We start from the raw sequence: 25,963 nt of genomic DNA, 5'->3' as shown, positions 1-25,963 counted from the left end.
CATGCCCACCATCTACATAGACAACGTGCCCTACGAGGTGAAGCCCGGCAAAAACCTGCTGGAGGCTTGCCTGAGCTTAGGCAAAGACCTGCCCTATTTCTGCTGGCACCCGGCCATGGGATCGGTGGGGGCTTGCCGCCAGTGCGCCGTCAAAGTTTTCAAAGACGAAGCAGATACCAGAGGCCGATTGATCATGTCCTGCATGGAGCCGGTTCGCGACCTAATGCGCCTGTCCATTGAAGAGCCCGAGGCCAAAGAGTTCCGGGAGCATGTGATTGAGTGGCTCATGACCAATCACCCCCACGATTGCGCCGTCTGCGACGAAGGCGGCTCCTGCCACCTGCAGGACATGACCGTGATGACGGGCCACGCCTACCGCCGCTTCCAGTTCAAGAAACGCACCTACCAGAACCAGTACCTGGGGCCGTTCCTCAACCACGAGATGAACCGGTGCATCCAGTGCTACCGCTGCGTGCGCTACTATAAAGATTATGCCGGCGGCAAAGACCTGGACGTGTTCGGGGCGCACAACCACGTGTACTTCGGGCGGGCCGAGGACGGCGTTCTGGAGAGTGAGTTCAGCGGTAACCTGGCGGAAGTCTGCCCCACCGGCGTCTTCACTGACAAAACCCTGAAACAGCACTACACCCGCAAATGGGACCTAACCATGGCCCCCTCGGTGTGCCACCACTGCAGCCTGGGTTGCAACATCACCGCGGGTGAACGCTACGGCTCCCTGCGGCAGATTGTGAACCGCTACAACGGCGAGGTGAACGGTTATTTTCTCTGTGACCGGGGCCGCTTTGGTTATGAGTTCGTGAACAGTCCGCCGCGGTTAAAGAAAGCTTTGGTGCGGAGCAAACTGCCCGAAGCGGTTTCCCGCCAGGAGGCTTTGCAGGAAGTAACCACGCAACTCAAGAACGCCCGCGTCATTGGCATCGGCTCGCCGCGGGCTTCTTTGGAGTCTAACTTCGCGTTGAAGGCGCTGGTGGGCGAAGACAACTTCCACAGTGGCGTCTCAGACACCGACTATGACCTGGTGAACATGAGCCTGAAGATTCTGCAGTACTCGCCGGCGCGCACCTTCAGTATGCGGGAAGTAGAGAAAGCCGATGCGGTTTTCATTCTGGGCGAAGACCTGATCAATACCGCTCCCCGGTTGGGTTTGGCCGTTCGGCAGTCGGTAAGGCAACAGCCCATGGAAACGGTGATGCAGGCCAGTATTCCCTACTGGCAGGATGCCGCCGCCCGCCAACTGGTCCAGGACCAGCACGGCCCGCTTTTCATCGCCACGCTTACCGCCACCAAACTGGATGAGATCGCCACCGCCACCGTACATGCCTCTCCCGATACCATCGCCCGACTGGGTTTCGCCGTGGCCAACCTGATCAGCGCCGAATCGCCGGAGGTGCCGCATCTCGCAGAGGAAGAACAGGTCCTGGCAGAACGGATCGCGCAAGCCTTGGTACACGCGAAAAAACCTTTGATTATCTCGGGCTGCTCCAGCGGCAGCGAAGCCGTGCTGGAGGCGGCGGCCAACCTGACCGCGGCCTTATACGCCCAGAACCCCGAAACCGGCATCGTACTCACCGTGCCTGAGTGCAACAGCCTGGGACTGGCTATGCTGGGCGGTCACCGCTTGGATTCCGCGTTTGCGGCCATCCATAACAACTACGCCGATGCGGTCATCATCCTGGAAAACAACCTACACCGCTGTGCTGAGAAAGCAGAGGCAGACCGGTTCCTGAGCAAAGCCAAACAGGTCATCGTGCTGGACCATTTGCACCACGCCACCTCTGAGCAAGCCCAGATAGTGCTGCCCGCTGGGGCCTTCTCTGAGGCAGACGGAACCTTGGTGAACAACGAGGGTCGGGCCCAGCGCTTTTACCAGGTCTACCCCACCGCCGAGGACATCCAAGAAAGCTGGCGCTGGCTCGCGCAGATAGGCCAGGCGCTGCACGTGCCCTTACTGAGTCAGTGGGAAAACCTGGATGACGTTATCCGGGGGCTCATGGAAGTCGAACCAGGGTTCAAGGGTCTGGAAGCCCTGGCTCCACCTGCCGGTTTCCGGATTTCGGGCCAGAAAGTGCCGCGCGAGACCCACCGGTTCAGCGGCCGCACCGCCATGTTCGCCCACCACAGTGTGAGCGAGCCTAAACCACCCGAAGACCCTGATGCCCCGCTTTCCTATACCATGGAAGGTTACCGGGGCCAACCGCCTTCGCCTATCACGCCTTTCTTCTGGGCGCCGGGCTGGAACTCCATCCAGTCGGTGAACAAGTACCAGGACGAAGTGGGTGGGCATCTGCGGTACGGTGATCCGGGCGTGCGGCTCATAGAACCCGGGCAGAACGGCGTCCACCGCTTTTACCACGAGGCACCCGAGGACTTCCAGCCGTTGAAAGACCACTTACTCGTGCTGCCGCTGCCCCACATCTTCGGGTCTGAGGAGTTGAGCTGTTTTTCGCCCGGAATTGCAGAAAGAGCCCCAAAACCCTATGTGGCTTTGAACCCGCTGGATGCGCAGAACTATGGTTTGGAAGCCGGCGAGATTCTCAACTTCTCCCTGAACAACCAGACCTTCCGGCTGCCGGTGAAACTATATCCTGACCTTCCGGCGGGCACCGCGGGCTTACCCCTGGGCCTCCCCGATGTTCCTTTTGCTGACGTACCCGCCTGGGCCATCATCCTTAAACAAGAACCGGCATGGAAGAATCAACCTCACACTATCTCCTGATCATAGGAGGCGTGTTGTTCGCACTGCTGAACGTAGCGGCGGGCCTCATCTGGGTGGAACGCCGGATGCTGGCGCTCTGGCAGGACCGTTACGGCCCTAACCGCGCCGGTCCCTTCGGGCTGTTCATCGTGCTCGCCGATACCCTGAAGCTGTTCTTCAAGGAGGACTGGATTCCGCCGCTGGCCGATAAGGTGGTGTTTGTGATTGCGCCCGCCATTGTGCTGGTGACGGTGCTGCTGGGTTTTGTGGTGGTGCCGTTTGCGCCCGGCATTGTGGTGGCGGACCTCAACATCGGCATCCTGTTTTTCCTGGCCATGTCTTCCATGGGTGCTTACAGCATCATTCTGGGCGGCTGGGCCTCCAACAACAAGTACGCGCTGCTGGGCGCCATGCGCGGCGCGGCGCAGATGATTTCCTACGAGGTATTCATGGGCCTGGCCTTGATGGGCGTAGTTCTCCTGACCGGTACCTTTAACCTGACCACTATTGTGGAGGCCCAGCGCGACCTGTGGTTTTTCATTCCGCAGATCCTGGGGTTTGTCATCTTCTTCATCGCCGGCGTAGCCGAGACCCATCGCCTGCCCTTTGACATCCCAGAATCGGAGAGCGAGTTGGTGGCGGGGTTCCACTCAGAATACTCGGGCATGAAGTTCGGGATGTTCTTTATCGGAGAGTACCTGGGCATTACGCTGATTTCCTGCATGGTGGTGACGCTGTACTTCGGGGGATGGCTGGGTCCGGGTTTTCTGCCGCCGCTGTTCTGGTTCGCCATCAAGGTGTTCGCCTTCATCAGTCTGTTCATCCTGCTGCGCGCCTCGCTCCCCCGCCCCCGCTACGACCAACTCATGGAATACGGCTGGAAGATTCTGCTTCCCCTTTCCCTGGTGAACCTGCTGGTAACGGCAGCCATTGTTTTGATGCAAAACGAATCATAACGCATAATCCGTCCTCGCTCCCTATGGGCCTGGCATAAAGAAAGGAGCTGATATGTTTAGTATTCTCAGAAGCATGGGGTTAACCTTCCTGCACGCGTTCCACAAGCGCGACACCATCCAGTATCCCGAGGAAAAGGCCAAGCTCTCCACCCGCTGGCGCGGACGGATTGTGCTCACCCGCGACCCGGACATGGGCGAGCGCTGCGTGGGCTGCTACCTCTGTGCCGCCGCCTGTCCGGTAGACTGCATCTCGCTGCAGTCCACTGAGGATGAGAACGGTCGCCGGTACCCGGATTTCTTCCGGATCAACTTCTCACGCTGTATTTTCTGCGGGTTCTGCGAAGAGGCCTGCCCCACCTACGCCATCCAGCTCATACCAGACTTTGAGATGGCCGAGTACAATCGCCAAAACCTGGTCTACGAGAAAGAAGACCTGCTCATTGACGGGCAGGGCAAATACCCGGGCTACAACTACTACAAAGTGGCGGGCATGGCCATTGGGGGCAAGGGCAAAGGCGAAGGAATCAATGAGAATCCGCCGGTAAACGTCAAAAGCCTGCTGCCTTAACCAGAACTGCCATGGAACTGACCTTTTTCATCGCCGCTGCCGTCGCTATCCTGGCCACCATTATGGTGGTGACGCAGTACAACCTCATCCATGCGCTGCTGTACCTAGTGGTGTCGTTTCTGGCTATTTCGGTGGTGTTTTTCACATTGGGGGCTCCTTTCATGGCCGCTCTGGAGATCATCATCTACGCCGGGGCCATTGTGGTGCTCATCATCTTCGTGATCATGATGCTGAACCTCACCCAGGAAGACATCCAGCACGAAAAGGAATGGCTTCAGCCCCGCGTCTGGATCGGGCCGGCGGTGCTGTCTTTCATTCTACTGGTGGAGCTGGTCTACATTTTCACCATTGACACGCCAGACACCTACCGCAGCACGCCCGTGGAGGCGCAGGCCGTGGGCATGTCTTTGTTTGGGCCTTACGTGCTGGGCGTGCAGTTGAGCGGCATGCTGCTGATGGCCGGCATTGTGGGCGCCTATCATTTGGGCCGGCAGAAAAAGAAAGTGGTACATCGTTTTTTGGAAAGGACCGACGCATGACTACCCTTCCTATGGAATACGGCTTGCTGCTGGCGGGCACCCTTTTCGTCATCGGGCTGGTGAGCCTGCTCATCCGGCGCAACATCATCTTCATGCTCATCTCGGTGGAGATCATGCTCAATGCCGCCGGGCTGGCCTTTATAGTGGCCGGTGCCCGCTGGGCCCAGGCCGATGGGCAGGTCATGTTCATTTTCATCATCACCATGGCCGCTGCCGAAGTCTCCGTGGGCCTGGCCCTGATCCTCCAGTTGTACCATAACTTGAAAACCCTTGACAGCGACGCAGCCAACCTAATGCACGGATAGCTATGGAAAATCTACTCTGGGTCATTCCCGTTTTGCCTTTTGCCGGTGCCCTGCTGCTGATCCTGTTTGGGGGCAGACTGCCCCGCACGGTGGTGTCTCTGATAGGCGTAGGCAGCGTTGGGCTATCAGCGGTGCTCACGTTGCTGTTGGGTTTTCAGTTTCTGACCGATGCACCTGCAGGAGGCGTGTACCGGCAGGAAGTCTGGCAATGGTTTGACGTGGCGGGGTTCAGCCCCAGCATCGCGTTTCACCTGGATGCGCTGTCGCTGGTGTTCATCTTCGTGATCACGTTTGTGGGTTTCCTGATTCACCTCTACTCCACCGTTTACATGGCCGAGGACGAGGGCTTCACCCGTTTCTTTGCCTACATGAACCTGTTTGTGGGCTCCATGCTGGTGCTGGTGCTCGCGGATAACCTCTTGCTGCTGTACCTCGGTTGGGAAGGCGTAGGATTGTGCAGTTACCTTTTGATCGGGTTTTGGTATAAAGAGCCCCAAAACGGCTATGCGGCCCGCAAAGCCTTCATCATCACCCGCGTAGGCGACACCGCCATGGCCATTGGCCTGTTCATGCTGTTCCATTATTTCGGGACGCTCCACATCCAGAGCATTTCCACCGAAGCCGCGCAAACCTGGCCCGTAGGAGCCCAACCTGCCACTATCATTGCTTTTCTGCTGCTGGGCGGAGCCGTGGGAAAATCTGGCCAATTGCCGCTGCAGACCTGGCTCCCAGATGCCATGGCTGGGCCCACGCCGGTGAGTGCCCTCATCCACGCGGCTACCATGGTCACCGCGGGCGTCTACCTCATTGCCCGGATGCACGTCTTATTTGAACTAGCGCCACTGGCCCAGTTTACCGTGGCCGTGATTGGGGCAGTGACGTTGCTGCTGGCGGGCTTCTCGGCGCTCACCCAGTCAGACCTGAAGCGGGTGCTGGCGTACTCCACCATCAGCCAGATTGGCTACATGTTCCTGGCCTTGGGCGTGGGGGCCTGGAGCGCGGGTATTTTCCATTTCATGATTCACGCGTTCTTCAAAGCGCTGCTCTTCTTAGCCGCCGGGGCCATCATCATCTCCCTGCACCACGAGCAGAACATGTTCAAGATGGGTGGCCTGAAAGAGAAGATGCCAGCCGTGTTCTGGACCTTCCTGATTGGGGCGGCTTCGCTGGCGGCCTTGCCTTTGGTGACGGCAGGTTTCTACAGCAAAGACCAGATTCTGTGGTTGGCCCTAGCGGGCGAACGGGGCAATATCTGGCTGTACCTGGCCGGATTGGCAGGCGCGTTCATCACCGCCATTTACACCTTCCGGATGGTCTTTCTCACCTTTTACGGCGACCCCAAAACGCACATGGAGCATCCGCCGGGCAAGCTCATTATCCTGCCGCTGGTGGTACTAGCGATTCTTTCCACGGTAGCTGGTTTTATTGAGTTGCCGCACAACTTCGGGCACGTGGTCTTGTTCTCTTCCTTTTTGAGCCCAGTTTTGCCAAATCTGGCCATAAACGAGAGCATGGCGCCCTCAGAGTGGATGTTCCAGGCCATTGCGGCGGCGTTCTCTCTGGCCGGGGTTTTCATCGCCTATCTGTTGTACTTAAGGCAACCTTCCCTGCACGAGAGCATCCGGAACTCGGCTCGGGCCATGGCGCTGCACCGGTTCTGGTACGCGGGTTGGGGGTTTGATAAGCTGTACGATACCTTATTCGTGCGGCCTTTTGTCTTTCTCTCGACTTTGAACAAGGGAGATTTCATTGATAAAATTTACGCCTTCGTAGCAGGGTTGGCGAACTTCTTGAATCGAGGATTGGCCCAGACCCAGAGCGGCATTTTGCGCTGGTATATGATGGGGGTAGTGGTTGGAGCACTCGTGATTCTCACCATAAGTCTATTCCCATGATACTGGCCTGGATCATTATACTACTGATGGTGGGTGGCGTGCTGGCCTGGATGGGCAGCCGGGTTCATCCCCACCTACCCCGCTGGATCGCTCTGGGAACGACCTTCGCCTGCCTGCTCACCACCTTACTTCTCTGGTCAGAAAGCCCTCCTTCTACAATGGGAAGTACAACCTGGCTGCTTCGGTTTGAAGTGCCCTGGGTGCCGCAATGGGGCGTTTCGTTTTCGTTGGCTTTGGATGGCTTGAGTTTACTCATGCTATTGCTGACCTTCTTTCTGGGAACGCTTTCCATCCTGGTTTCCTGGAACGAGATCAAAACCAAGGTTGGCTTCTTCCACTTCAATCTTTTGTGGGTTTTAGCAGGCATCACGGGTGTTTTCCTCACCATGGATCTGTTCCTGTTCTACTTTTTCTGGGAGGTAATGCTGATCCCGATGTACTTTCTTATTGGCATCTGGGGGCACGAAAACCGACGGTACGCGGCCTACAAGTTCTTCATTTTTACCCAAGCCAGCGGCCTTCTCATGCTGTTGTCCATCCTTGGGCTTTACTTCGTCCATGGCGCAAACTCCGGAACCTTTTCCTTCAGCTATTTTGATCTGCTGAACGCCTCTTTTTCACCTGAAACGGAACGCTGGCTGATGGCTGGTTTTCTGGCCGCTTTCCTGGTAAAATTACCAGTGGTGCCGTTCCATTCCTGGTTACCCGATGCCCACTCCCAGGCTCCTACGGCGGGAAGTGTGATTCTGGCGGGTCTACTGCTTAAAACCGGGGCTTATGGATTGCTTCGGTTCGTGATCCCGTTGTTTCCCGAGGGAGCGCAGGCATTTGCGCCCTGGGCCATGCTGCTGGGTGTAGTGGGAATTCTCTACGGCGCGATCCTGGCCTATGCGCAAACGGATTTGAAACGCCTGATTGCCTACACCAGCGTGAGCCACATGGGCTTTATTGTGCTGGGGGTGTTCGCGTTCAACCAATGGGCGTACCAAGGCGTGGTGATGCAGATGATCACCCACGGGATCAGTACCGGGGCTTTGTTTATCCTGGCTGGGTTTCTGTATGAGCGCCTTCATACCCGGGACATTCGGCTGATGGGCGGTTTTTGGGCCGAAATCCCAAAAATGGGGGTAATTGCGCTGGTGTTTGTAATGGCCTCGTTGGGCCTGCCGGGACTGGGTAATTTCATTGCTGAATTCCTGACATTAGTGGGTAGCTGGAGGGCCAACCCCACGCTCACCATTTTTGCCACTGTTGGGTTAGTAGCCGCCACGGTTTACTCGCTCCGCATCATGCAACGAGTTTTCCTGGGCCAGAACAAAGCCCGACAGGAGTTGCGGGATCTCTCTATCAGGGAATTTGCCATTGCTTTGCCCCTGGTAGGAGCCATTCTCTGGCTGGGACTTTACCCGCAACCGGTACTTGACCGCGCCCAAGCTTCCCTGGAAGAGCAACTGCAGACCTATACTTCCCCGGATGTCAAGACCAAAGCACCGATACCGGTATCATTCGATACCCAAAAGCAGGATTCTATAAAAATTCCTAAACTGAAAGGAGGCAGCCATGCGCTTAAGTGATCTACCCTATCTGATGCCGCTTCTGGTACTGGTGGGCACTTCCATTGTTACCATGCTGTCGGTGGCGGTGAAGCGAAACCACCGCGTTGTCTTTGGGTTAACCCTTTTGGGGCATCTGATTGCCCTCACCACGGTGGTGGATTTGCGGGGAATAAACTACGCCATTCCTCCCTTTCTGGTGGTGGATGGGTGGGGCGTATTCAACATCGGGTTGATTTTGTGGACTTCATTGGGCGTGACCATGATGTCCTATGCCTACTTTGAACAGCGCGAGGAGCGGAAAGAAGAGTTCTACATCTTGCTGGTCCTGGCCACTTTGGGAGCGTGCGTCTTAGTCATCAGCCAGCACTTCATGGCACTGTTTCTGGGTTTGGAACTGCTCAGCGTGTCTTTATACGCCCTTATTTCGTACCTGCGTACCCGGGAGCGCTCCGATGAAGCCGGAATCAAATACCTGATCCTGGCAGCAATGTCGTCATCTTTCCTGCTGTTTGGAATGGCCCTGATGTATGCGGTGACCGGCTCCATGGGCTTCACCCAAATTGCGGTGTACCTTCAATCCGTTGAACAAATTCCTATGTTGCTGTTAACCGGTTTCGGGCTGACGGTAGTGGGCATCGGGTTTAAGCTGGGAGTGGTGCCCTTCCACATGTGGGCCCCCGATGTGTATGAAGGGGCTCCCGCTCCGGTCACGGCTTTTATCGCGACGGTCTCAAAAGGCGGAATGATGGGCTTGCTGATCAGGTTTATCTCCGAGGCTGATGGTTACCGGTATGACAGTATGGTTACGGTGTTCACCATCATCGCCATTGCTTCTATGCTGGCGGGCAACCTGCTGGCCCTTCGGCAGAAAAACATCAAGCGCCTGCTGGCGTATTCGTCCATCGCGCACCTGGGCTATTTGCTGGTCGCTTTTCTGGCTGGAAACCAACTGGGGGTGGAAGCGGTCAGCTTTTACCTGGTGGCCTACTTCATTACAACCCTGGGCACCTTTGGAGTCGTGGCCCTTTTGTCTGACAACGAACGCGACGCTGACCAGATGGAAGATTACCGGGGTCTGTTCTGGCGCCGGCCCGGCACTGCCGCGGTATTTACGGCTATGCTGCTTTCCTTGGCGGGCATTCCGCTTACGGCCGGATTTGTGGGTAAATTCTATCTTCTGGCCTCCGGGGTTAACACACAGCAATGGATTTTGGTCCTCATGCTGGTGTTGAACAGTGTGCTGGGGTTGTATTATTACATCAGGATTATTGCGGTCATGTTTGGGCCGGCAGAGCAGCCGCAGGAAATGCGCAAGGTTTTACACCCCGCAATTTCCTTTGCCAGCGGGGCAACCATGGCTGTACTGGCCCTTCTGCTGATCTGGATTGGGGTTTACCCTAGCACCTTGGTGCAAATTATCAGGGGCTTGCTTATCACTTTTGTCTCATCGAGGTAAAACCAAAACCCTTCCAATCCTCGCCCAAAAGTTTATTAGATGGATATTCCTGTTTCTGCCTTGTTTTTCAAAATCTGGTCAAAAACAGGTTTTGTCTCTTTCTACCTACATTTGAGCTTACCTGATGAACCCCTTTCAGATAAGGGTATTATCTACTCTTTCTGAAAAGGCAGCTACACCGTCACCACTACTTTGCCAATGGTTTTTCCTACCTGGAACAGGCGGATGGCTTCGGGCAAGGCCTCAAAAGGAAACACATGACCAATGTGCTGGGGCTTCAATTGGAGGTCCTGAAGTTCGGCCAGAAGCTGGTGCAGGAGATCGGTTTGCTCGTACAGGTAAATCAGGTTGAAACCCATCAGGGATTTGTTTTCGGCGGGTAGCTTCAGGGGATCTATTTTGGGTCGTTGCAGGAACTTGAGGAAAAGCCGCGGGTAGTTGGGTTTAGCGCCGTGGCTGGAAAAACTGGCGTTACCGTACACCACCATCCGACCCATGGGAGCCAGCTCGTTCCAGCCTTGTTTCAGGATTTTGCCCCCAATACACTCCATAATCAGGTGGAGCGGACGCACACCCAGCGCCTCCCGAAGTTTCTCCTGAAAAGCACCATCCCGCAAGAGCACCGCATCGTAGCCTTCCTCGCTGCGCAGGAAATCCAGTTTGTTTTGCTGCCCCACGGTGCCAATGGTGTACGCTCCCACCTTTTTGCAGATGCGGTTGGCCAGAAGGCCTACTCCACCCGCAGCGCTGTGGATGAGCACGTTCATTCCCTTCTGCAGGTTCCCTAACTGGGTAAGCGCGTAATAGGCTGTAAGGCCCTGCACCAGAAAACCTGCCCCCTGCTCAAAACTCCAATCAGCGGGAAGGGCGGTTACGTAGTGGTGATGAATGTTCAGGTGAGAGACATAGCCCCCGAACCTGGTAACGCCCATCACCCGATCGCCAACCTTCCAGGTTTCCACGCTTTCCCCTACCGCCATAATCTCCCCTGCGAATTCCAACCCTGGGATAAACGATCCTTTGGGTGTTGCGCTGTAAAGGCCCTGCATGGCAAAGATGTCTGCGAAGTTGAGCCCGATGGCTTTTACTCGCACGCACACCTCCAATACGGTGGGAGCTTCCAAGGGTTCCTTTTCTAGGGTCAAGTATTTGAGGGAACCCGCTTTTGGCATGCGGTAAACCAGACGTTCAAGCATAAAGGAATGGATGTTTTCAGTGCTTTTAACGGATAAAGGAGGTCGAGTTTAGGAAGACACAATTTTTCTTTTTATAAAAGTGAATCAGGTTTAAGACAGAAGTATTTATAAAGGACCGAAGTACTAATTCCGATTGTTTTCAACAAAATGAATTTAAATCAAGAGAAATTAATCGGAAAATGAATACTAAAAAGAACGAACCTTCCTTTCACAGCCCCTGATTAATTTCAAAATAGAATTCCAAAGTAAACCCTCACTTAAAAACTGGCTCGATTTTGGTGTCCTCCTTTCTCTTTAGAAGTCTAATCTGTATTCAGGAATTTATAACCTATCAGGTATAATACTTTTAAGTTAAAATTAGGTTTGTAAATGACTTAACAAAATACAATATTGCTTATGGAATAAATCGTAGCACGCATTTTGTAGTACAATGGGCATGGTAAATTATGCGAAGGAACAGGTTTCAAAGGAGGTTTTAGAAATTATTCTGGACCATTATACCCCTAAACTCACTTCCAAGGAGTGTAACCTGTTTGGCATATCCATAATCTATTATTTTCCACAGGAAGACCAGATTGAAAACGACTGTAACCCAGTTGCTTTCATCGTAAGGGAAAACGCCGTGGACTCTTGCTACATTCTGGCCAGCCAGGTTTCAGATGCCCATAGATAAGAGAGAAAACCAAAACAGATGAACCTCCTCTTCTATCAGAAGAAGAAATGCTTTATACAAAAGAGCATTTAGATAAAATAGAAGAAGAAAACACCAGTTCTTTCACCGATAAATGCCCATGTTTAAGGCCTTGTTTCCAGAAAAGAGGTTTAAAATAATCAAAAAATAATAACCGAGCCACTGAGTTACTTTGCAAAAAGAGGATTAACAAGTGCCTCTATTTAAAAGTGTATTGAATAGGGAAATACATAACAACAAAATAACCTAAGTTCATTTTTGCCAAAATAATTATTGGGGGAGGCACAATGGAGAAAAAGGATACTATATTAACCGCTATGTTGGCAAGAGTAGGGACTCAACAGGAGCCTTATGACCACCCTACCCTTTCCGGAGATATAGCGCAAGAGACAGCTCTTCCGCTGCCCTTTGTACTGACCCTTTCCGAAGAACTGGCCGAAGAAGGGTTGGTTGCTATTAGTCCGTTGAATGATCCGCCTTTGCTGTACTTAACCAGATCTGGAGTAAGCCGGGCGCGCCGCATTGCTTCCTAAAAAACAAGGCTAACAGGAGACACTTCAGGTCGAGAAGCAGGTGACGGATCTATTCACCTTGCTTCAACTTCTTCTAAAGCATAACTCTACACTTTCAGGGTGTTGAACTACAAGTAAATCTTCCTACTAACAGGCTAACTCTCCTCAGTAGAAAAACGAAGTGGGGCAATAGCTTGCGTTGGGAAGAAGATTTAAGCCTCTTTTATAGAAAACAGCCCCAAAACAACAGGTTGCTTTTATGAAAGAGGCTGCTTTTTTTGAGCCACTTGGCTAGGGTTTCGAGGTAACCGGATGTAGAACGTAGTGCCTTTGTTCTCCTCACTTTCAAACCAGATATTTCCGTGGTGCCAATCTATGATAGTTTTCACGATGGACATGCCCAACCCAATGGTTTTCTCGCCCCTTAGGCCCGGTCTTCTGGCTTGAGTGAATTTATCAAAAAGGGTGGCATGAAACTTCCGGGGAATGCCAACTCCGGTATCAGCTACGGTTACCAGCACAGAGTCAGGTTCCTCTTCCAGCCGGATGTCAATGGTCCCACCATCGGGCGTGAATTTTAGCGCGTTAGAGATCAGGTTGGTGATGACCTGCGCCAATTTTAGATCGTCAATATCAGCGTAGATTTCTTGGCTGCTGCAGCTGAAACTCACCGTCTGGCCCATCAGTTCGCCGCCCACATTCTTATACTCCTCCAGCATCTCCCCAAGTTTCTGCACCAGGTTTACCCGACGGGTCACCAGATCAGTATGCGAGGACTCTAGGAATTCCTGGTTCATGAACTCCCGCAGCAAGTCAGAGCCTTGCCGACTGATCCGTTCAATGAGTTGCAGCACTTCTTGGGTGTCGCCGTCGTCCTCAGGTTTCAACTGCCCCGCTTGCATCTCAGAAAGGTTCTGGATCATGCCTAAGGGGCCGGCCAGATCGTGAGCCAGGATGTTAAGCACCGAGTTCTTTTTATTGGAAAAGCGCTTGAGGTGGTCATTGTAAATCCGTTGTGAAGTTATATCTTCTACATGCCCCATCACCATTAGCTCCGCGCCTTCTCCTCTGGCAGAAGTTTTCATACACACCCATTGCTCCTCCTGCCCTGAAATCCGGCACCGAAACTCCAGGGTGGCAAGCTCCCGTTTGCTGAGCACCTGCGATAGTTGTTCCTGCACATAGGGTTTGTCTTCTTCGTGCACCATAGAAAACAGCATGTCAGGGCCCGAGTGTTCTTCCGGAATCTGAAAGGAACTCAGAAAGGCTGAGCTTCGGAAAAAGAAACTGCCCGTCTGGATGGAATAGACAAAAAATGCTTGTCCGGTTTGTTCAACCAAGGCAAGGGCTAGTTCAGGATGGCCTTGTAGTGAAGACATGCGGTTTAGCTCAGAGTATAGGCGGGAAACATTTCACCTCCATTTACTAAAAACAGTGTAAAATGTTTGATTAAGTACTATTACAGGTTCCTTTTTCTGGTTTAACACGCTTTAAGCCTTAAAATCGGGAACGAAGCCCTAAACGGAAGTACCTCGTTCCAGGGGCAATTCCTAAAAAAGAATTTTCCATAAAATATATGGATATTCTTGACGGAAAAGGTGGAGAGTAAAACGTATTCAGGAAGGTAAAAACCCGGCCTTTCCAGACCTGTGGCTAAAAAAATCAATCCATTTCCTGAATTAACTTTATTCTTCTCCCTAATGACGAAGAAAAGTAATAAACATGTATTTTGTAAAATAATATTTTGAAATTTTATAATTATAACTATATTAGAAGGTCGAAAAACTAATTAGTAAAGCAAAAGGGTTCCCTAAGTCCCTTTTGGGCATTTGGAAGAATAAAATTACCTATTGAATATACCAGATAAAATCAAGGATGAATAAGAACTACTACCAACTACTTGGAATAAAGGAAACGGCCTCGCACCTGGAAATAAAGGATGCTTACCGGAAACTTTCAAAGCGGGTGCACCCAGATCTGAATCAGGGGGAAACCTTCTTTGAAGAGTATTTCAAGGAAGTAAAAGAGGCTTACGAGATTTTATCTGATCAGGAAAAGAAACGCCAGTATGACAGCCGCCGGTTCAGGCCCACCATTACTGCTGCCAGTGCCCCGGTCATGCCCAGCAACATCAAGAACCTGGAGTACCAGGTGAGCAAGCTAGAACTTCGGCTGCGCGACCAAACCGAACAATACAACCAACTGCTGGCGGAGAAAAAGTCCCTGAACCAGGAAATGGAGCATTTTGTGCGGGCTTTGTTTGAGGTGAAGAGCGAACGAAGTTTCTTGCAAAACAAAGTGAAGGAGCTGGAGCAGCAAACCTCCGCTTTGAAAAAAAGCCAGCCTGCCGGTTCTAAAACACAGGATGGTCCCCTACCTTCAGAACTGCAGCGCAAAATACAGGAGTTGGAGCAGGAACTGAAAACCGTCAAGGAAAAGACCTCTGGCTGTGCCCAGGAACTGGCTCGGGAGAAAGAACAGAAACAAGCGTTGGAGAAACGGATACAGTCCCTGGTGTTGGAAGCCGCCCAATTGCCCATCCGGGAGAAAGAACTGCAGGCATTAGCCCAGGAATCTGACAAACAGAAAGCCCGCCTCCTGGAACTAGAAAAACAAAACGAGCAGGTGAAAACCGAACTGCAAGGCAAAGCCAAAGAACTGGCCCTGGCTTTACAGCACCGGAAAACCCTGCAGGAGCAATTACAGGACCAGGAGAAACGCCAGCAACAGCAGCCCCAATCCACGGCCCTAAACGCCCCAAAAGGTGAGAAGAACCACCAGCAGCAAACTCAGCTTCTGGAAATCACGACCCAAAAACAAGCCCTCCAAAACAAAGTACACGACCTGGAAATGGCTGCTGAGCAACTGAACCAGGTTCTGCAGGAGAAAACCAAGCAATTGCAACAGGAAAAAGCCCTGCAGAAGGAACTGCGTGCTACAATACAGGCTCTGGAAACGGAAGCGACCCGCCAGAACGAAGCCTTGGATAGCAAAACCCAGCAACTGCAAACGGAAATCAAGGCTAAGCAGGTTTTACAAGAACAAGTACAGCACCTGCAGAAGGAAACCGCAGGGTACCAGGCCCAGTTGAAAGCGAAAACCGGGGAGCATTCCCAACTCACCCAGCAAATTCAAGGCCTGCAGACACAGATGAAAAACCTGGCGCAGGAAGAAACCAAACGACAAGCCGCACTTCAAAAACTGGAGCAACAAGCCGCCAAAGATCAGGTTGAGTTGCAGGGTAAAGCCAAAGCGTTGGAGACCAGCCACAGCCAAAACCAAGCACTGCAGAAACAACTGGAGGAGCAAAAGAAAGCATCAGCCGCTGGACAAATTGAATTACAGAAGAAAACCCGGGAGTTGGAGCAGGAAACCAGCCAGAAACTGTCGGTTCAGGCCAGGCTACAGGAACTTGAAAAAGAAAAAGCCACTCAGCAACTAAAAGTAACCGAGCTGCAGAAAGACATCGTTTCGGTGAAAAGCCGCTATGCGCACCTGGCCCGCGTTCAGCCTTTCCTGGTGGAGCACATGGACTTTTTCAACTCCGCGTTACCTGATGAGTACGGCAACTCCTTTGACCGTTCCGAGATCAAGTACATGTTCAGCCGCATGAAAATTGCCGTGCTCGCTGACAAACCCGGTAAACTGAACGTGTTGGTGAAATACCTGAAACCCAACGGTCAGCTGTACTTCAACCCGAAGTCCTCTCCTACGGGCTACTCTTTTTCTGCCACCCTCAGCTATAGTCCCCAAAATGAGTACCTGTACCTTTCAGGTTGGGGCAGCGACCGGGATACCACCTTCGTGGCCGGAGACCACCGCGTGGAGATCTACGATGAAAACGGCCGCCAATTGGCCAAAGCCAACTTCGTGGTGAAAGATAAAATCCTGAGCATGTCTAAAATCAAGAGCTTCTTTTAAGTGACTAGGAACAAGCCGCGAAAAAGACCGACTAGCGCTTTAGGGTCGCTTTGAATTTCAAGGCAAAATTTAAGTCCTATGCTAGCAAATAAGGTAGACATACCAAAGAGAAGCTGTTTAAGAGAAGGTGTTTAAGGTAAATCAACAAGAGGCAGGAACAATCACCTGCCTCTCCTTTTTGCCTCCTTTCCGGAAATCAGGTTTAAAATGTAATTGGTTTGGGAATTTCTCAATATTTCGCTCTGTGGCTTATTTCCCCTTTATTGAAGTGGTAAAAAGAAAGTAAAGCGGCAGTTGTGTTCTTATTCCCTCTTGAACCAATTCCATTTGCCTAATTGGTGCCTTTAGTCTATTTGGAGTTACTGGAATAAAAAAAGGTGTTTCTAAACGGGCAACTTGATTTGGTGCTTCTTTCGGCAAAAGAGGCCTAAAACAAAAAGAAAAATCTTGTAAGGTTTCCTGGTTACACCTCTCTCTTTCTGCATTACCTCTATAATACAGGCTTTTACCATCCATTTCGGCTCTGGTTTCCCCTTTCGGTGCTGCTTTCTTTTTCTTATTTTTAATTCGTCCTAACCTCACCTTGTCAATGATCTGGAGAAAAAGCTTTCTGATAATATCCCTTGGCCTGGGGATAGCTGCCTGCCAGCCTGCCCAACCAACACAGGCTCCCGGAGTTGCTACCCAGGTGCAAACGGGCGTATACCAAAACCCTTTGAAGGTTGCCTTCGGAGATCCTTATGTGTTGTATGATGCGGCCAGCCAACTCTATTATATGTACGGTACGGGTGGCGGGGCTAAGGAGGGTTTCGCGACGTACTCGTCCAAAGATCTGGTGAACTGGAAAAGCGAGGGACAGGTTTTCTTTGGCAATACCTCCGGCTCCTGGGACGTGAAAAATTTCTGGGCTCCCGAGGTCTACCAAGTGAAAGACAAATACTACCTGTTTTACTCCGCCGATTGGCGCCACAACCCCGGCAACGAGGAAGAGAATTTCCGGATCGGTGTTGCCGTGGCCGATAAACCCACGGGTCCGTTCAAGAACATCGCAGACAAACCCATCTTTGATCCGGGTTATCCTATCATTGACGCCAACGTGTACTTTGAGCCCAACGGCAAAATGTACCTGTATTACTCGCGCTGCGCCTATGAACACCCTGTTGAAAGCGAAGTTGCCGATTGGGCCCGGAAAAACGGCACGTTTAAGGAGGTGGAGGAAAGCTGGGTCTATGGCGTGGAGCTGAAATCCGATTTCAGCGGGGTCATCGGAGAGCCGGTCCTGCTACTCAGGCCACCGGTGACCATGAACGATACCCAAGCCGAGTGGGAAAGCCGATCGGTTACTTCCAAAGAAGTGAATCGCCGCTGGACCGAAGGGTCCTTTACCTTCAAGCACGGCGACACTTATTACATGATGTACTCGGCTAACTTCTTCGGGGGCAAGAATTACGCGGTTGGTTACGCCACAGCCAAACATCCGCTGGGTCCTTACACCAAGGCGGCGAACAACCCCGTGCTGCAAAAGAACACCGAACAGGGCGGCGAAGTTACCGGAACAGGCCACAACAGCATTGCGTACTCACCGGACGGCAAAAAGATGTTCTGTGTCTACCATGGCCGCACCACTGCCTCAGGCGAAGAGCGGGTGGTTTTCATTGATCCCATGCACATAGAACCAGACGGCCGTCTGGTAGTGGAAGGCCCCAGTACAACTCCTAAACCTTTGCCCTTGAGTAAAAGGTAGCCCTAGACTTTCTTACACCTGCGGAAAAGGCTGCTGGCACTACCATGAAAGTTCTTCCCGAAAAAAGTTTGCCTGTCTTTCTGCCTTGAATGGCTCCAAACCAGGTTTCTGAAAGTATCTGGTTTATCTTCCAGCTATAATGAACGATTCCCCGTATAGGAGTGTCATTACAGTATAATAACAACAATATGAATCAAGGAACAGTAAAATTCTTTAATGATGATAAAGGCTTCGGCTTCATTAAAGACAGCAATTCAAATCAAGAGTACTTCGTACACGTGTCTGGTTTGATCGATGAAATCAGAGAAAACGACGAGGTAGTCTATGAGCTTCAAGAAGGAAGAAAAGGACTAAACGCCACCAACGTAAAACTGGCTTAGTCTTTCGCTATAAAGACAGATTGCTTTAAAAGCCTCTCCCACAAGGAGAGGCTTTTTTATTGCCATTTCATTACTTTAAAGCTTTTGAAATAAACCCACATCTTCATCCCTTTAGGTAATTAAATCTTTTATATTTCTATTTCTACAACACCATAGTACTGAATTTCAATTTTCAAATATTTAGCAATACAAATTAAAATTCTATTTTTATCAACTGAGCCTCTCGCAATATGTCGTATCCCAACTTTAGCTATCTAGAAAAAGAATTTCCTATTCTATTAAACATTGGACAATCAGCAGAGTTTCACCTATTCCAGGGCCCTGTAACTTCACTTTTCAAGATCCGGCTGCTTGGGGAAAGGCTCACTGAAAAGCTTTTTGAGGAGCATGCACTGGAGTTTCCTTATGAGAACTCCTTTCATAACCGCTTCAAGACGCTTGAGTATGAGAGAGTGCTGCCTTCTAATAACAAAGATCTGCTCTTTTACATCAAAGATAAAGGCAATGTGGCGGTGCACCAGAACAAGGCTACGGTTTATTATGCTAAGCATGGGCCAATTTCTGCCTTTAAACTAAGCAAGTGGTTTTATGAAACCTATGTCTGTGCTCCTCAAGAAATTTCAGGGGTTAAGTTTCATGTACCTGAGAACCTGGATAACCGCCATGCGCTGCTTGTGCTGGAACAAGAGTACAAAGAACTGGAGCAGCAGTTTAAACAACTATTGGAGGAACGCGAGACAACTGTTTTACCAGAAGAACAGCAACATGTTATTCAGCAGAAATCTGAGAAAGCGGCCAGTAAGATAAAGATCCCTGAAAGTGTGTTTGACTATGATATCAAGCAAATTTCCAGAAAAACTTTCGCCGAGTATCTGCTTGAAAAAGAACAGGGCGAGCTCTCAGAAGCTTTCTGGTCCGCTTCCCTGCCGCAGAGTTTAGATACCTCGGTAGCCAGTAGCACATCCTTTCTGGTGTTCCGGGCCGGGCAAGTAAAAGCCAATGACAAAGGTTTTCTCTCCATATTCATCACGGTAGCAGACCTAATTACACATAAAGGAGACATTCATCACCTGTTTCCTAATGAATACCTGAAGAAGAACGGGCTGGACAGAGGCAAGTACAACCAGAATGCAAACTCCGCCTACATGCAAACCGAGATTAACATAAAAGTAGGTAGCAAATCACCAGCAGAATACTTCCAAATTATCACCGACCAAATTCAAGAACAGAACTTACAGCTAACCGGTCTTTCATCAGGTCAGGAGCTGAATGAAAACTTAAAAAAAACGCCGTTCCTACATTCTTAGGAGGCGTAAGTGTGCAGCATTACCAAGATTTACTGATTGCCCGCCGCAGGCTTATGTCAGAAAAAATAAAAGAATACTATTTTTCTCTCTAGACGCAAATACATTACATTAAAAAAATTTAGTCTCTTAATTTTACTAGAGTAAAAATCAACGCAACATGAAACACCTTTACAAAATTGTATTCATATTCCTTTTAGTTGTAAGTAGTTTAGAGACTTATGCACAAAGTTGGACTTGGGTAGTAAACGCAAAGGGCAACCACCAAATGTCTGATGCTGATCGTAAAATAGTGACAGACCATGCAGGGAACGTATATATAGCAGGTTATTACACTGGATCATTTAAATTAGGTGAATTTACTCTGGTAAACTCTTCTTCTTACAATAGTAAGATTTACTTGGCAAAATTAGATCCGGAAGGTAATGCCCAATGGTTGCATGATTTAGAAACAGGTGATTCTTACGCACATGGAATTGCTATTACCTTAGATGAGGCAGGCAACTTCTATCTTACCGGTACTATTGGTGGGTCAATTTTCGTGTCTAAGTATGATACTTTAGGCAACCTGACCTGGTCAAATAATTTTAATAATGAGTTTTATGGTTATGGTAAAAGCATTGCACTTGACCAAGCAGAAAATATCTATGTAATTGGTGAAACTGGTTGGTCTCCAAAATTCAACAATGGAGTTTTTCTATCAAAACTAACCTTAGAAGGTGAAACGGTTTGGTTGAAAGTATTTGAAAGTACATGTCACAGCAACGGGGCTTCTGGAGGCGATATAGCCGTTGATGCATTGGGGAACAGTTATATCACCGGGCTATTCGCCTGTGACAATCTAAGTTTTGATGGGATCAAGGTTGCTAATGGAGGTGGTTGGCAGGACAAAACCTTCCTGGCAAAAATCAATACTGATGGTCAGGCGCAATGGGCTCAACAGATCCCTAATTTAGTCAATATTATTCCACAGGTTTCCTTAACTGAGACAAATGAAGTAGTGGTAGCAGGTATGGCAAGTTTTTGTTGTTCACAGGCTACTCCTCAGCTATTTAAGTTCTCTGCACTGGGCAATTTGCTCTGGATAAAGGAAGGAAAAACATACCAGGGTATACCCCAAGACATTGCCACTGATTATGAGGGTAACATCTATCTGGGAGGAACCAGCTTTGGTAACTACGGAGGAACCGAAATGGATTTCCATCTGGAAAAATATGGGCCTGATGGAGAACTGCATTGGAATAGAGAAGTCAAACTAAGCGTGAGCGAGTACCTCATGGGCATCAGTTTAGATAACAAGGGTAATCTTTATGCTATTGGGAGTTCAATGGTTGAAGGATTGGGAGTAATAGGAAACAGTTATTCCCAACCCTCCACCACCTTTGTGGCAAAGCTAAATACGGGTAGTACAACAACTCAGCGTCCTTATAAACCAGTGGTTCCTTCTTTGTATCCAGTGTGCGATGGCCAAAAAATCCCTGAACTAAAAGCAATAGGTGAGCAAATAACCTGGTATGACTCTCCCGCATTACAGGTACCTATTTCTAAGGGAAATACTTTTTCTCCTGTACTATCTAAGACTGACACCTTCTATGTTACGCAAACCATTGACCAAATGAGAAGTTGGGCCAAGCCGGTTATTGTGCAGTTTTCAACTCTAAAAAGCTTTTCAATTAATGAAAGCAATGACACCCTTTATGCACCCGCATCTGTAGACTATACTTACAAATGGTTCCATAACAATATATTGCTAGAAGATAGTACACGTTCTTATATTGTAACGGATACTACCGGTATTTTCAAAGTTGTTATTTCAGATACCTATTGTTCCAAAGAAACTCAAATAACAAAGAAGGATTTGATTGAAGAAGATCAATTAATAGCTTACCCAAACCCTTCACCCGACAAGATTACTTTGCAAGTAAAAGTTAATAAACCAAGCAATTTTACGTTGAATGTTTACAGCAGTAATGGACCTTTAATTTTTAATTATACTTTAAAAGATAAGAAGGAATTAAAGAAAGAAATTGACATAAGCCATTTACCAAGAGGCTTGTATCTATGTGAATTGATATATGGCTCTGAACGAAAAAATGTTAGAGTGTTAAAGGAATAGAATATCACTTAAGTTTGGGTAACTTTAACCAAAGGTTTAAGGTGTGTACGGAATGTCTGCCTTGAACCTTTTTTTACAATCAAATTCATAATTACTTAACTCACGCCACTCTCCCGGCTGCAACTCCCCCAATCCAATATTGACCATCCGCACTCGTACCAACCGCTCCACTTCATAACCCAGCTTATAGCACATGCGCCGAATCTGTCGGTTCAGGCCCTGGGTTAAAACAATGGAAAACGCCTTCTCTCCTATCTGTTGTACCTGGGCAGGCCGCGTCTTTTTGCCCATAATGACCACACCTGTGGCTAGGTTATTTAAAGCCTCAAGTGTCAAGGGCTTGTCAACCGTCACCACGTATTCCTTTTCCTGATGGTTTTCTGCGTGGCTGATGCGGTTGTAGAGGGCACCGTCATTGGTGAGCAGCATCAACCCTTCCGATTCCTTGTCCAGCCGCCCCACCGGGAACACCCGCACATGGAGGTTTAGGGCCTGGGCCAGGTTGTCCTGGATGTTCGGGTTGAGGGTAGATTCCACGCCGCGGGGTTTGTAGTAGGCCAGATACGTAAATGTTTGGGGCGCTTTCAGGACCTTTCCGTCTAGTTGCACTTCATCCTCGGGGTGAAGCACCTGCTGCAGCTGGCCTTTCTGCCCGTTCACCAGCACCTTACCCGAAACAATGCACCGTACTGCTTCTTTGTTTGACAGCCTGCCTCTCTGAACCACAAAATGCTGCAAGGAAGACGTTAGGGATTTCATTTTAAACGAAAAGGAATTGCGATAAAGAAAGTAGCTGGCTTGAAACCTCTGCAAAGGTAAGGGTACCTGAAATACGAAGGTTGAAGTTCAACATAACATTCCGGTCTTTATGCCATTCAAAATAAACAAGGGGCTTCCTTATAGGAGTGATCCTCCATGCTCCTTCTTCAAAGGATTTCGTTCCTGAGGCTTCATGAGATTAAGGAAGTGATTTCCGGTGAGATAAATCCAGAATAAAGTATGGAGCTTACCTGGTATCGGGATATCCGAGCTGAGGGCTTCACAACCTTTTCCCAGTTCTCCCGTGGAAATCCTGAGGTAGAGGCAATTGCCTGAAGACTCATTCCACCATTTAAATTTCCCCCATGATGAACCTTTTACCAGGGAATACCCCTGCTTTTCCACTCTTTCCTTTTTCAAGGAAAACAACCGAAGTGCCAGAGCATCCCAAGCAGAACCCCAAAAAGATTCTTTTTCGAATTTTGAAAAGAGGCCACCTCTTGTTGCTCCTGGTGCTGGGAGTATTTCTGAGTAGCTGCGCCACCTCAGAGCTGGGCTCATCGGGCCAGAAGAAAATAGCCGGGAAAACGGTGGTGATTGTAGGGGCTTCCAGCGGATTTGGCCGAGGCGTGGCCGAGAAATTAGGTGCCTACAAAGCCAATGTGGTGCTGGCTGCCCGCCGAGGGGAGTTGCTGGAGGAAATCGCGACCCAGATCAGGGCAGCCGGCGGAACAGCCTTGGTAGTTCCTATGGACATCAGCAAACCCGAGGATGTGCAACGCCTTACGGCTACCACGCTGCAGCAATACGGCAAGATAGACGTCTGGATCAACATGGCCGGAGTAGGCGGCATCGGGAAATTCTGGGACATACCGCTGGAAGACCAGGCCCGCATTGTAGACGTCAATCTGAAAGGCGTGATCTACGGAAGTTATGCCGCCATCCGGCAGTTTCGGGCGCAGGGGTACGGCACCCTCATCAACATGGGCTCGGTGGAAAGTGTGAATCCATTGGCCTACCATGCCTCTTACGCGGCCACGAAGGGAGGTATCAAGAATTTTGGGCAGGCACTTAGCCAGGAATTACGGCTGAACGGGCACAAGAACATACGGGTGGTGACGGTAGAACCCTGGGCAGTGGACACCCCGTTTTGGGGCCATGCAGCCAATTACAGCGGGAAAACGCCCCGCATGGCCATGATGGACCCGCCCAGCAAAGTCGTGAATTCTACCATCAGGGCAACTTTGCGGGGCCGGAATGAGCGTCCGGTGGGTTGGAAAGCCAAAGCCGCCTGGATGTCGCACCGCTACTTTCCGCGCCTCACCGAACGGATTTCGGCCAACGTTATCCATAAATCGCAGATGAAAAACGGACTTCCCAATCCTCCTACCCCAGGATCAGTGCACGAGCCCATGTCATCGGGAAGAGGCGTGGATGATGGGGTCCGGCCGCGTATGAGAGAAGAAAACCGCCAGCGCAAGCAACAGAAGAAACAATAAAGTTATTCAATAAGGAAGCACTGGGGAAGGTTTGTCTTTTTCCAGTGCCTCCTGTTTTTGGGTCAGTTTTGCGAAAACGGGTTCAAAACGGATGGACGGGAACCGCTTTCTACAAAAATAACTTTTCTGATGGAAATGGGTTTTGCCTTTATACTAAGCTTCAGTTTTCAGCCTGCTTTTTGGAAAATTGGGTTAAAACGTACTTGCCCCTCCTTCAGAGTTGGTGCTCTGCCATCAGAGTAGCCTTTGGAACATAGCCTTCGTTTATAGAGTATCTTTTAACCTTAGCGCTTTTATCGTGAACGCATTCTCCCTTCGCCCGGCCTATCTAACTAAACTCCTTTTCTACGGTTTAGGGATTTTGTTGTGCACGGCTTGTGAATCGCAGCCGGTAAAAAGCCAGAAAGCAGCTTCTTCGGGATATGTCTCCAAAGCCGCGCACCCAGATGGCACCGGCAAGGTGTACCTGGGCCGAGAGATTGCGCACGTCATGTCTGCCTCTGGCGGCGAGTGGCTTGAACGGGATTCGCGGCAGAAGGAAGAAAACGTCACCTTGGCCATTCAGAAGTTAGACCTGCAACCCAACCAGGTAGTGGCCGATGTTGGCGCGGGTACAGGGTACTACACGTTCAGGATCGCCCCGCTGGTACCGCAAGGCAAGGTGTTCGCGGTAGAAGTGCAGGATGAATTTGTAGCGGCGCTGGAAGCCAAAGCCAAGGAACTTCAACTTTCCAACGTGAGTGTGGTGAAAGGCAGCGCCCAGTCGCCCAACCTTCCCGAGGCTTCGGTGGATCTGGCTTTGATGGTAGACGTGTACCATGAACTGGAATATCCCCGCGAGATGCTGCAGGCACTGCACCGGGCCCTGAAGCCTACTGGCAAACTCCTGCTGCTGGAATATCGTGCCGAGGACCCATCGGTGCCCATCAAGGAACTGCACAAGATGAGCGTGGCCCAGGTGAACAAAGAACTACAGGCAAATGGGTTTACCTTGGCGCGGCAAGAGAACTTCTTACCCATTCAGCATTTCCTGTTGTATGAAAAGGCAAAGTAACCCGCGGTCCGGTAGAACTCAATTGTTTTGTGGGGCTCTTTTTCTAAAACAAGCCTCTAAACGACTCCTTAGGGAAAGCAGAAATTAACCAAAGTGAGAACGGTAAAGCTTCAGTTAAGCGTAAAGGGAAATGCATCTTGGGCTTCTGATTTTCCTTTCTTTTCAGAAATTAGAGCTGTAAACATCAGGTAAAAAAAACCGCCCTGAGTTAAATCAGGACGGCTTTCCCATTTAAACAACCTGTTATTTAAAAACGCTAAAATTCAAACTCATGCCCGATGAGGTATTAGCTGCTAACGCAATCTAACCCTCGGTGGTGTTGTCGCATGAAGAAAACTCAGATTACATTTTTTCATGCTTGCTCGTGTGGGTTAGAAACTGATCGTTCACTAATTGATGAATTTAAAAGCGATCTTCAAAGGAAAAAAACCATAGAGGCCTAACTTATAATTTATCAAAAGCAAATAGCACCTTTCAGCGAGAACTCACCATTTAAGCCCTTTCCTCCGGAGAAATCCTTTTGTTTTTTGAGCCATATTCCTGTTCGGAGTAACTATATACTTTTTATATATTTAGATGAACCCTTCCTGTTAATGTCAGAATAGAGGCTTAATTTCAGGAAGAAAAAAGTCCTTCGGGGAATGACATTTCAAAAAAAAACTTTCTTGGAAGGAGCGCCTGCTAAGATAATTTGCCAGAAGGGGTTTTAGAGCTGTTTTTGAAATTCTAGCCAGAAAACACGGGCGTCTTAAACCTTTTTAGAACAACTGGAACAAACTTAATAAAGAGAAGACCT

21 protein-coding genes are annotated in these 25,963 nt (G+C 50.0%); 17 read left to right on the top strand and 4 right to left on the bottom strand.

What is annotated here, in order from left to right; all coding sequences use genetic code 11:
• Position 1 precedes the first annotated feature (1 nt).
• From nuoG to EFB08_RS11710, 8 genes are read left to right on the top strand one after another with little or no spacing between them, the layout of a single operon-like run.
• Entirely contained in the window at positions 2-2,737 is a 2,736-nt protein-coding gene (nuoG, locus tag EFB08_RS11745; RefSeq protein WP_123127163.1) for an NADH-quinone oxidoreductase subunit NuoG, read from the top strand.
• Positions 2,707-3,672, top strand: a complete 966-nt coding sequence (gene nuoH, locus EFB08_RS11740; RefSeq protein ID WP_123127162.1) for an NADH-quinone oxidoreductase subunit NuoH — start codon at positions 2,707-2,709, stop codon at positions 3,670-3,672. The genes nuoG and nuoH overlap by 31 nt, the downstream gene beginning before the upstream one ends.
• A 52-nt stretch (positions 3,673-3,724) precedes the next feature.
• Positions 3,725-4,240: an NADH-quinone oxidoreductase subunit NuoI gene (gene nuoI / locus EFB08_RS11735; RefSeq protein ID WP_123127161.1), complete on the top strand. Its 516-nt coding sequence runs from the start codon at positions 3,725-3,727 to the stop codon at positions 4,238-4,240.
• Between the two features lie 11 nt (positions 4,241-4,251).
• Positions 4,252-4,779, top strand: coding sequence for an NADH-quinone oxidoreductase subunit J (nuoJ, locus tag EFB08_RS11730; protein ID WP_123127160.1), 528 nt, complete (start codon positions 4,252-4,254; stop codon positions 4,777-4,779).
• Positions 4,776-5,084 (top strand): NADH-quinone oxidoreductase subunit NuoK, encoded by a 309-nt coding sequence (gene nuoK / locus EFB08_RS11725; RefSeq protein ID WP_123127159.1) that lies wholly within the window; start codon positions 4,776-4,778, stop codon positions 5,082-5,084. Before nuoJ ends, nuoK begins: the two co-directional genes overlap by 4 nt.
• Before the next feature lie 2 nt (positions 5,085-5,086).
• Positions 5,087-6,979 carry an NADH-quinone oxidoreductase subunit L gene (gene nuoL, locus EFB08_RS11720; RefSeq protein WP_123127158.1) on the top strand — a complete coding sequence of 631 codons (1,893 nt, stop codon included), beginning with the start codon at positions 5,087-5,089 and terminating at the stop codon, positions 6,977-6,979.
• The gene (nuoM, locus tag EFB08_RS11715; RefSeq protein ID WP_123127157.1) at positions 6,976-8,553 is read left to right on the top strand and encodes an NADH-quinone oxidoreductase subunit M; all 1,578 of its coding nucleotides are present in this window, start codon (positions 6,976-6,978) and stop codon (positions 8,551-8,553) included. The genes nuoL and nuoM overlap by 4 nt, the downstream gene beginning before the upstream one ends.
• Entirely contained in the window at positions 8,540-9,991 is a 1,452-nt protein-coding gene (locus EFB08_RS11710) for an NADH-quinone oxidoreductase subunit N (protein WP_123127156.1), read from the top strand. The genes nuoM and EFB08_RS11710 overlap by 14 nt, the downstream gene beginning before the upstream one ends.
• A 173-nt stretch (positions 9,992-10,164) precedes the next feature.
• Here EFB08_RS11710 and EFB08_RS11705 read toward each other — a convergent pair whose 3' ends face one another.
• Complete coding sequence (locus EFB08_RS11705) at positions 10,165-11,187, bottom strand: alcohol dehydrogenase catalytic domain-containing protein (RefSeq protein ID WP_123127155.1); 1,023 nt, start codon at positions 11,185-11,187, stop codon at positions 10,165-10,167.
• 436 nt (positions 11,188-11,623) lie between these two features.
• Here EFB08_RS11705 and EFB08_RS11700 point away from each other — a divergent pair, with 436 nt between their 5' ends.
• Complete coding sequence (locus EFB08_RS11700; RefSeq protein WP_125077720.1) at positions 11,624-11,860, top strand: hypothetical protein; 237 nt, start codon at positions 11,624-11,626, stop codon at positions 11,858-11,860.
• A gap of 335 nt (positions 11,861-12,195) precedes the next feature.
• Positions 12,196-12,411 carry a hypothetical protein gene (locus EFB08_RS11695; protein WP_125077719.1) on the top strand — a complete coding sequence of 72 codons (216 nt, stop codon included), beginning with the start codon at positions 12,196-12,198 and terminating at the stop codon, positions 12,409-12,411.
• A gap of 236 nt (positions 12,412-12,647) precedes the next feature.
• Here the strand turns inward: EFB08_RS11695 and EFB08_RS11690 are convergent, their stop codons facing one another.
• Positions 12,648-13,769 (bottom strand): PAS domain-containing sensor histidine kinase, encoded by a 1,122-nt coding sequence (locus EFB08_RS11690; protein ID WP_123127152.1) that lies wholly within the window; start codon positions 13,767-13,769, stop codon positions 12,648-12,650.
• A 496-nt stretch (positions 13,770-14,265) separates the two neighbouring features.
• Between EFB08_RS11690 and EFB08_RS11685 the strand changes: the two genes are divergently transcribed.
• Positions 14,266-16,311, top strand: coding sequence for a DnaJ domain-containing protein (locus EFB08_RS11685; RefSeq protein WP_123127151.1), 2,046 nt, complete (start codon positions 14,266-14,268; stop codon positions 16,309-16,311).
• 249 nt (positions 16,312-16,560) lie between these two features.
• On the opposite strand, the gene EFB08_RS11680 is transcribed toward EFB08_RS11685, so the two are convergent.
• Positions 16,561-16,893: a hypothetical protein gene (locus tag EFB08_RS11680; RefSeq protein WP_123127150.1), complete on the bottom strand. Its 333-nt coding sequence runs from the start codon at positions 16,891-16,893 to the stop codon at positions 16,561-16,563.
• A gap of 133 nt (positions 16,894-17,026) precedes the next feature.
• On the opposite strand from EFB08_RS11680, the gene EFB08_RS11675 reads away from it, so the two are divergent.
• The 4 genes from EFB08_RS11675 to EFB08_RS11660 all read left to right on the top strand — a co-directional run bounded on the left by EFB08_RS11675 (position 17,027) and on the right by EFB08_RS11660 (position 21,855).
• Positions 17,027-18,055 (top strand): glycoside hydrolase family 43 protein, encoded by a 1,029-nt coding sequence (locus EFB08_RS11675; protein ID WP_262707481.1) that lies wholly within the window; start codon positions 17,027-17,029, stop codon positions 18,053-18,055.
• A 188-nt stretch (positions 18,056-18,243) separates the two neighbouring features.
• Entirely contained in the window at positions 18,244-18,435 is a 192-nt protein-coding gene (locus tag EFB08_RS11670) for a cold-shock protein (protein WP_062545387.1), read from the top strand.
• Positions 18,436-18,665: 230 nt separating this feature from the next.
• A complete protein-coding gene (locus tag EFB08_RS11665) occupies positions 18,666-19,742 on the top strand; it encodes a DUF4145 domain-containing protein (protein ID WP_123127148.1) in 1,077 nt (358 codons plus the stop codon).
• 157 nt (positions 19,743-19,899) lie between these two features.
• Positions 19,900-21,855, top strand: coding sequence for a T9SS type A sorting domain-containing protein (locus EFB08_RS11660; RefSeq protein WP_123127147.1), 1,956 nt, complete (start codon positions 19,900-19,902; stop codon positions 21,853-21,855).
• Positions 21,856-21,891: 36 nt separating this feature from the next.
• Here EFB08_RS11660 and EFB08_RS11655 read toward each other — a convergent pair whose 3' ends face one another.
• Complete coding sequence (locus tag EFB08_RS11655; RefSeq protein ID WP_123127146.1) at positions 21,892-22,614, bottom strand: pseudouridine synthase; 723 nt, start codon at positions 22,612-22,614, stop codon at positions 21,892-21,894.
• 482 nt (positions 22,615-23,096) lie between these two features.
• Between EFB08_RS11655 and EFB08_RS11650 the strand changes: the two genes are divergently transcribed.
• Positions 23,097-24,113 (top strand): SDR family NAD(P)-dependent oxidoreductase, encoded by a 1,017-nt coding sequence (locus tag EFB08_RS11650; RefSeq protein ID WP_227006310.1) that lies wholly within the window; start codon positions 23,097-23,099, stop codon positions 24,111-24,113.
• Positions 24,114-24,411: 298 nt separating this feature from the next.
• Entirely contained in the window at positions 24,412-25,167 is a 756-nt protein-coding gene (locus EFB08_RS11645; protein ID WP_227006309.1) for a class I SAM-dependent methyltransferase, read from the top strand.
• Positions 25,168-25,963 lie beyond the last annotated feature (796 nt).

Origin of the sequence: Rufibacter latericius, from assembly GCF_003721515.1 — a bacterium.
Classification (GTDB): Bacteria; Bacteroidota; Bacteroidia; order Cytophagales; family Hymenobacteraceae; genus Nibribacter; species Nibribacter latericius.
Note: the sequence above shows the minus strand (reverse complement) of the source record. Positions and strands in the feature narration are given on the sequence as shown.

Excerpts from the sequence above, each read along its gene's own strand:
- nuoG (WP_123127163.1), top strand. The coding sequence starts at position 2 with ATGCCCACCATCTACATAGACAACGTGCCCTACGAGGTGAAGCCCGGC.
- nuoH (WP_123127162.1), top strand. The coding sequence starts at position 2,707 with ATGGAAGAATCAACCTCACACTATCTCCTGATCATAGGAGGCGTGTTG.
- nuoI (WP_123127161.1), top strand. The coding sequence starts at position 3,725 with ATGTTTAGTATTCTCAGAAGCATGGGGTTAACCTTCCTGCACGCGTTC.
- nuoJ (WP_123127160.1), top strand. The coding sequence starts at position 4,252 with ATGGAACTGACCTTTTTCATCGCCGCTGCCGTCGCTATCCTGGCCACC.
- nuoK (WP_123127159.1), top strand. The coding sequence starts at position 4,776 with ATGACTACCCTTCCTATGGAATACGGCTTGCTGCTGGCGGGCACCCTT.
- nuoL (WP_123127158.1), top strand. The coding sequence starts at position 5,087 with ATGGAAAATCTACTCTGGGTCATTCCCGTTTTGCCTTTTGCCGGTGCC.
- nuoM (WP_123127157.1), top strand. The coding sequence starts at position 6,976 with ATGATACTGGCCTGGATCATTATACTACTGATGGTGGGTGGCGTGCTG.
- EFB08_RS11710 (WP_123127156.1), top strand. The coding sequence starts at position 8,540 with ATGCGCTTAAGTGATCTACCCTATCTGATGCCGCTTCTGGTACTGGTG.
- EFB08_RS11705 (WP_123127155.1), bottom strand. The coding sequence starts at position 11,187 with ATGCTTGAACGTCTGGTTTACCGCATGCCAAAAGCGGGTTCCCTCAAA.
- EFB08_RS11700 (WP_125077720.1), top strand. The coding sequence starts at position 11,624 with ATGGTAAATTATGCGAAGGAACAGGTTTCAAAGGAGGTTTTAGAAATT.
- EFB08_RS11695 (WP_125077719.1), top strand. The coding sequence starts at position 12,196 with ATGTTGGCAAGAGTAGGGACTCAACAGGAGCCTTATGACCACCCTACC.
- EFB08_RS11690 (WP_123127152.1), bottom strand. The coding sequence starts at position 13,769 with ATGTCTTCACTACAAGGCCATCCTGAACTAGCCCTTGCCTTGGTTGAA.
- EFB08_RS11685 (WP_123127151.1), top strand. The coding sequence starts at position 14,266 with ATGAATAAGAACTACTACCAACTACTTGGAATAAAGGAAACGGCCTCG.
- EFB08_RS11670 (WP_062545387.1), top strand. The coding sequence starts at position 18,244 with ATGAATCAAGGAACAGTAAAATTCTTTAATGATGATAAAGGCTTCGGC.
- EFB08_RS11665 (WP_123127148.1), top strand. The coding sequence starts at position 18,666 with ATGTCGTATCCCAACTTTAGCTATCTAGAAAAAGAATTTCCTATTCTA.
- EFB08_RS11660 (WP_123127147.1), top strand. The coding sequence starts at position 19,900 with ATGAAACACCTTTACAAAATTGTATTCATATTCCTTTTAGTTGTAAGT.
- EFB08_RS11655 (WP_123127146.1), bottom strand. The coding sequence starts at position 22,614 with ATGAAATCCCTAACGTCTTCCTTGCAGCATTTTGTGGTTCAGAGAGGC.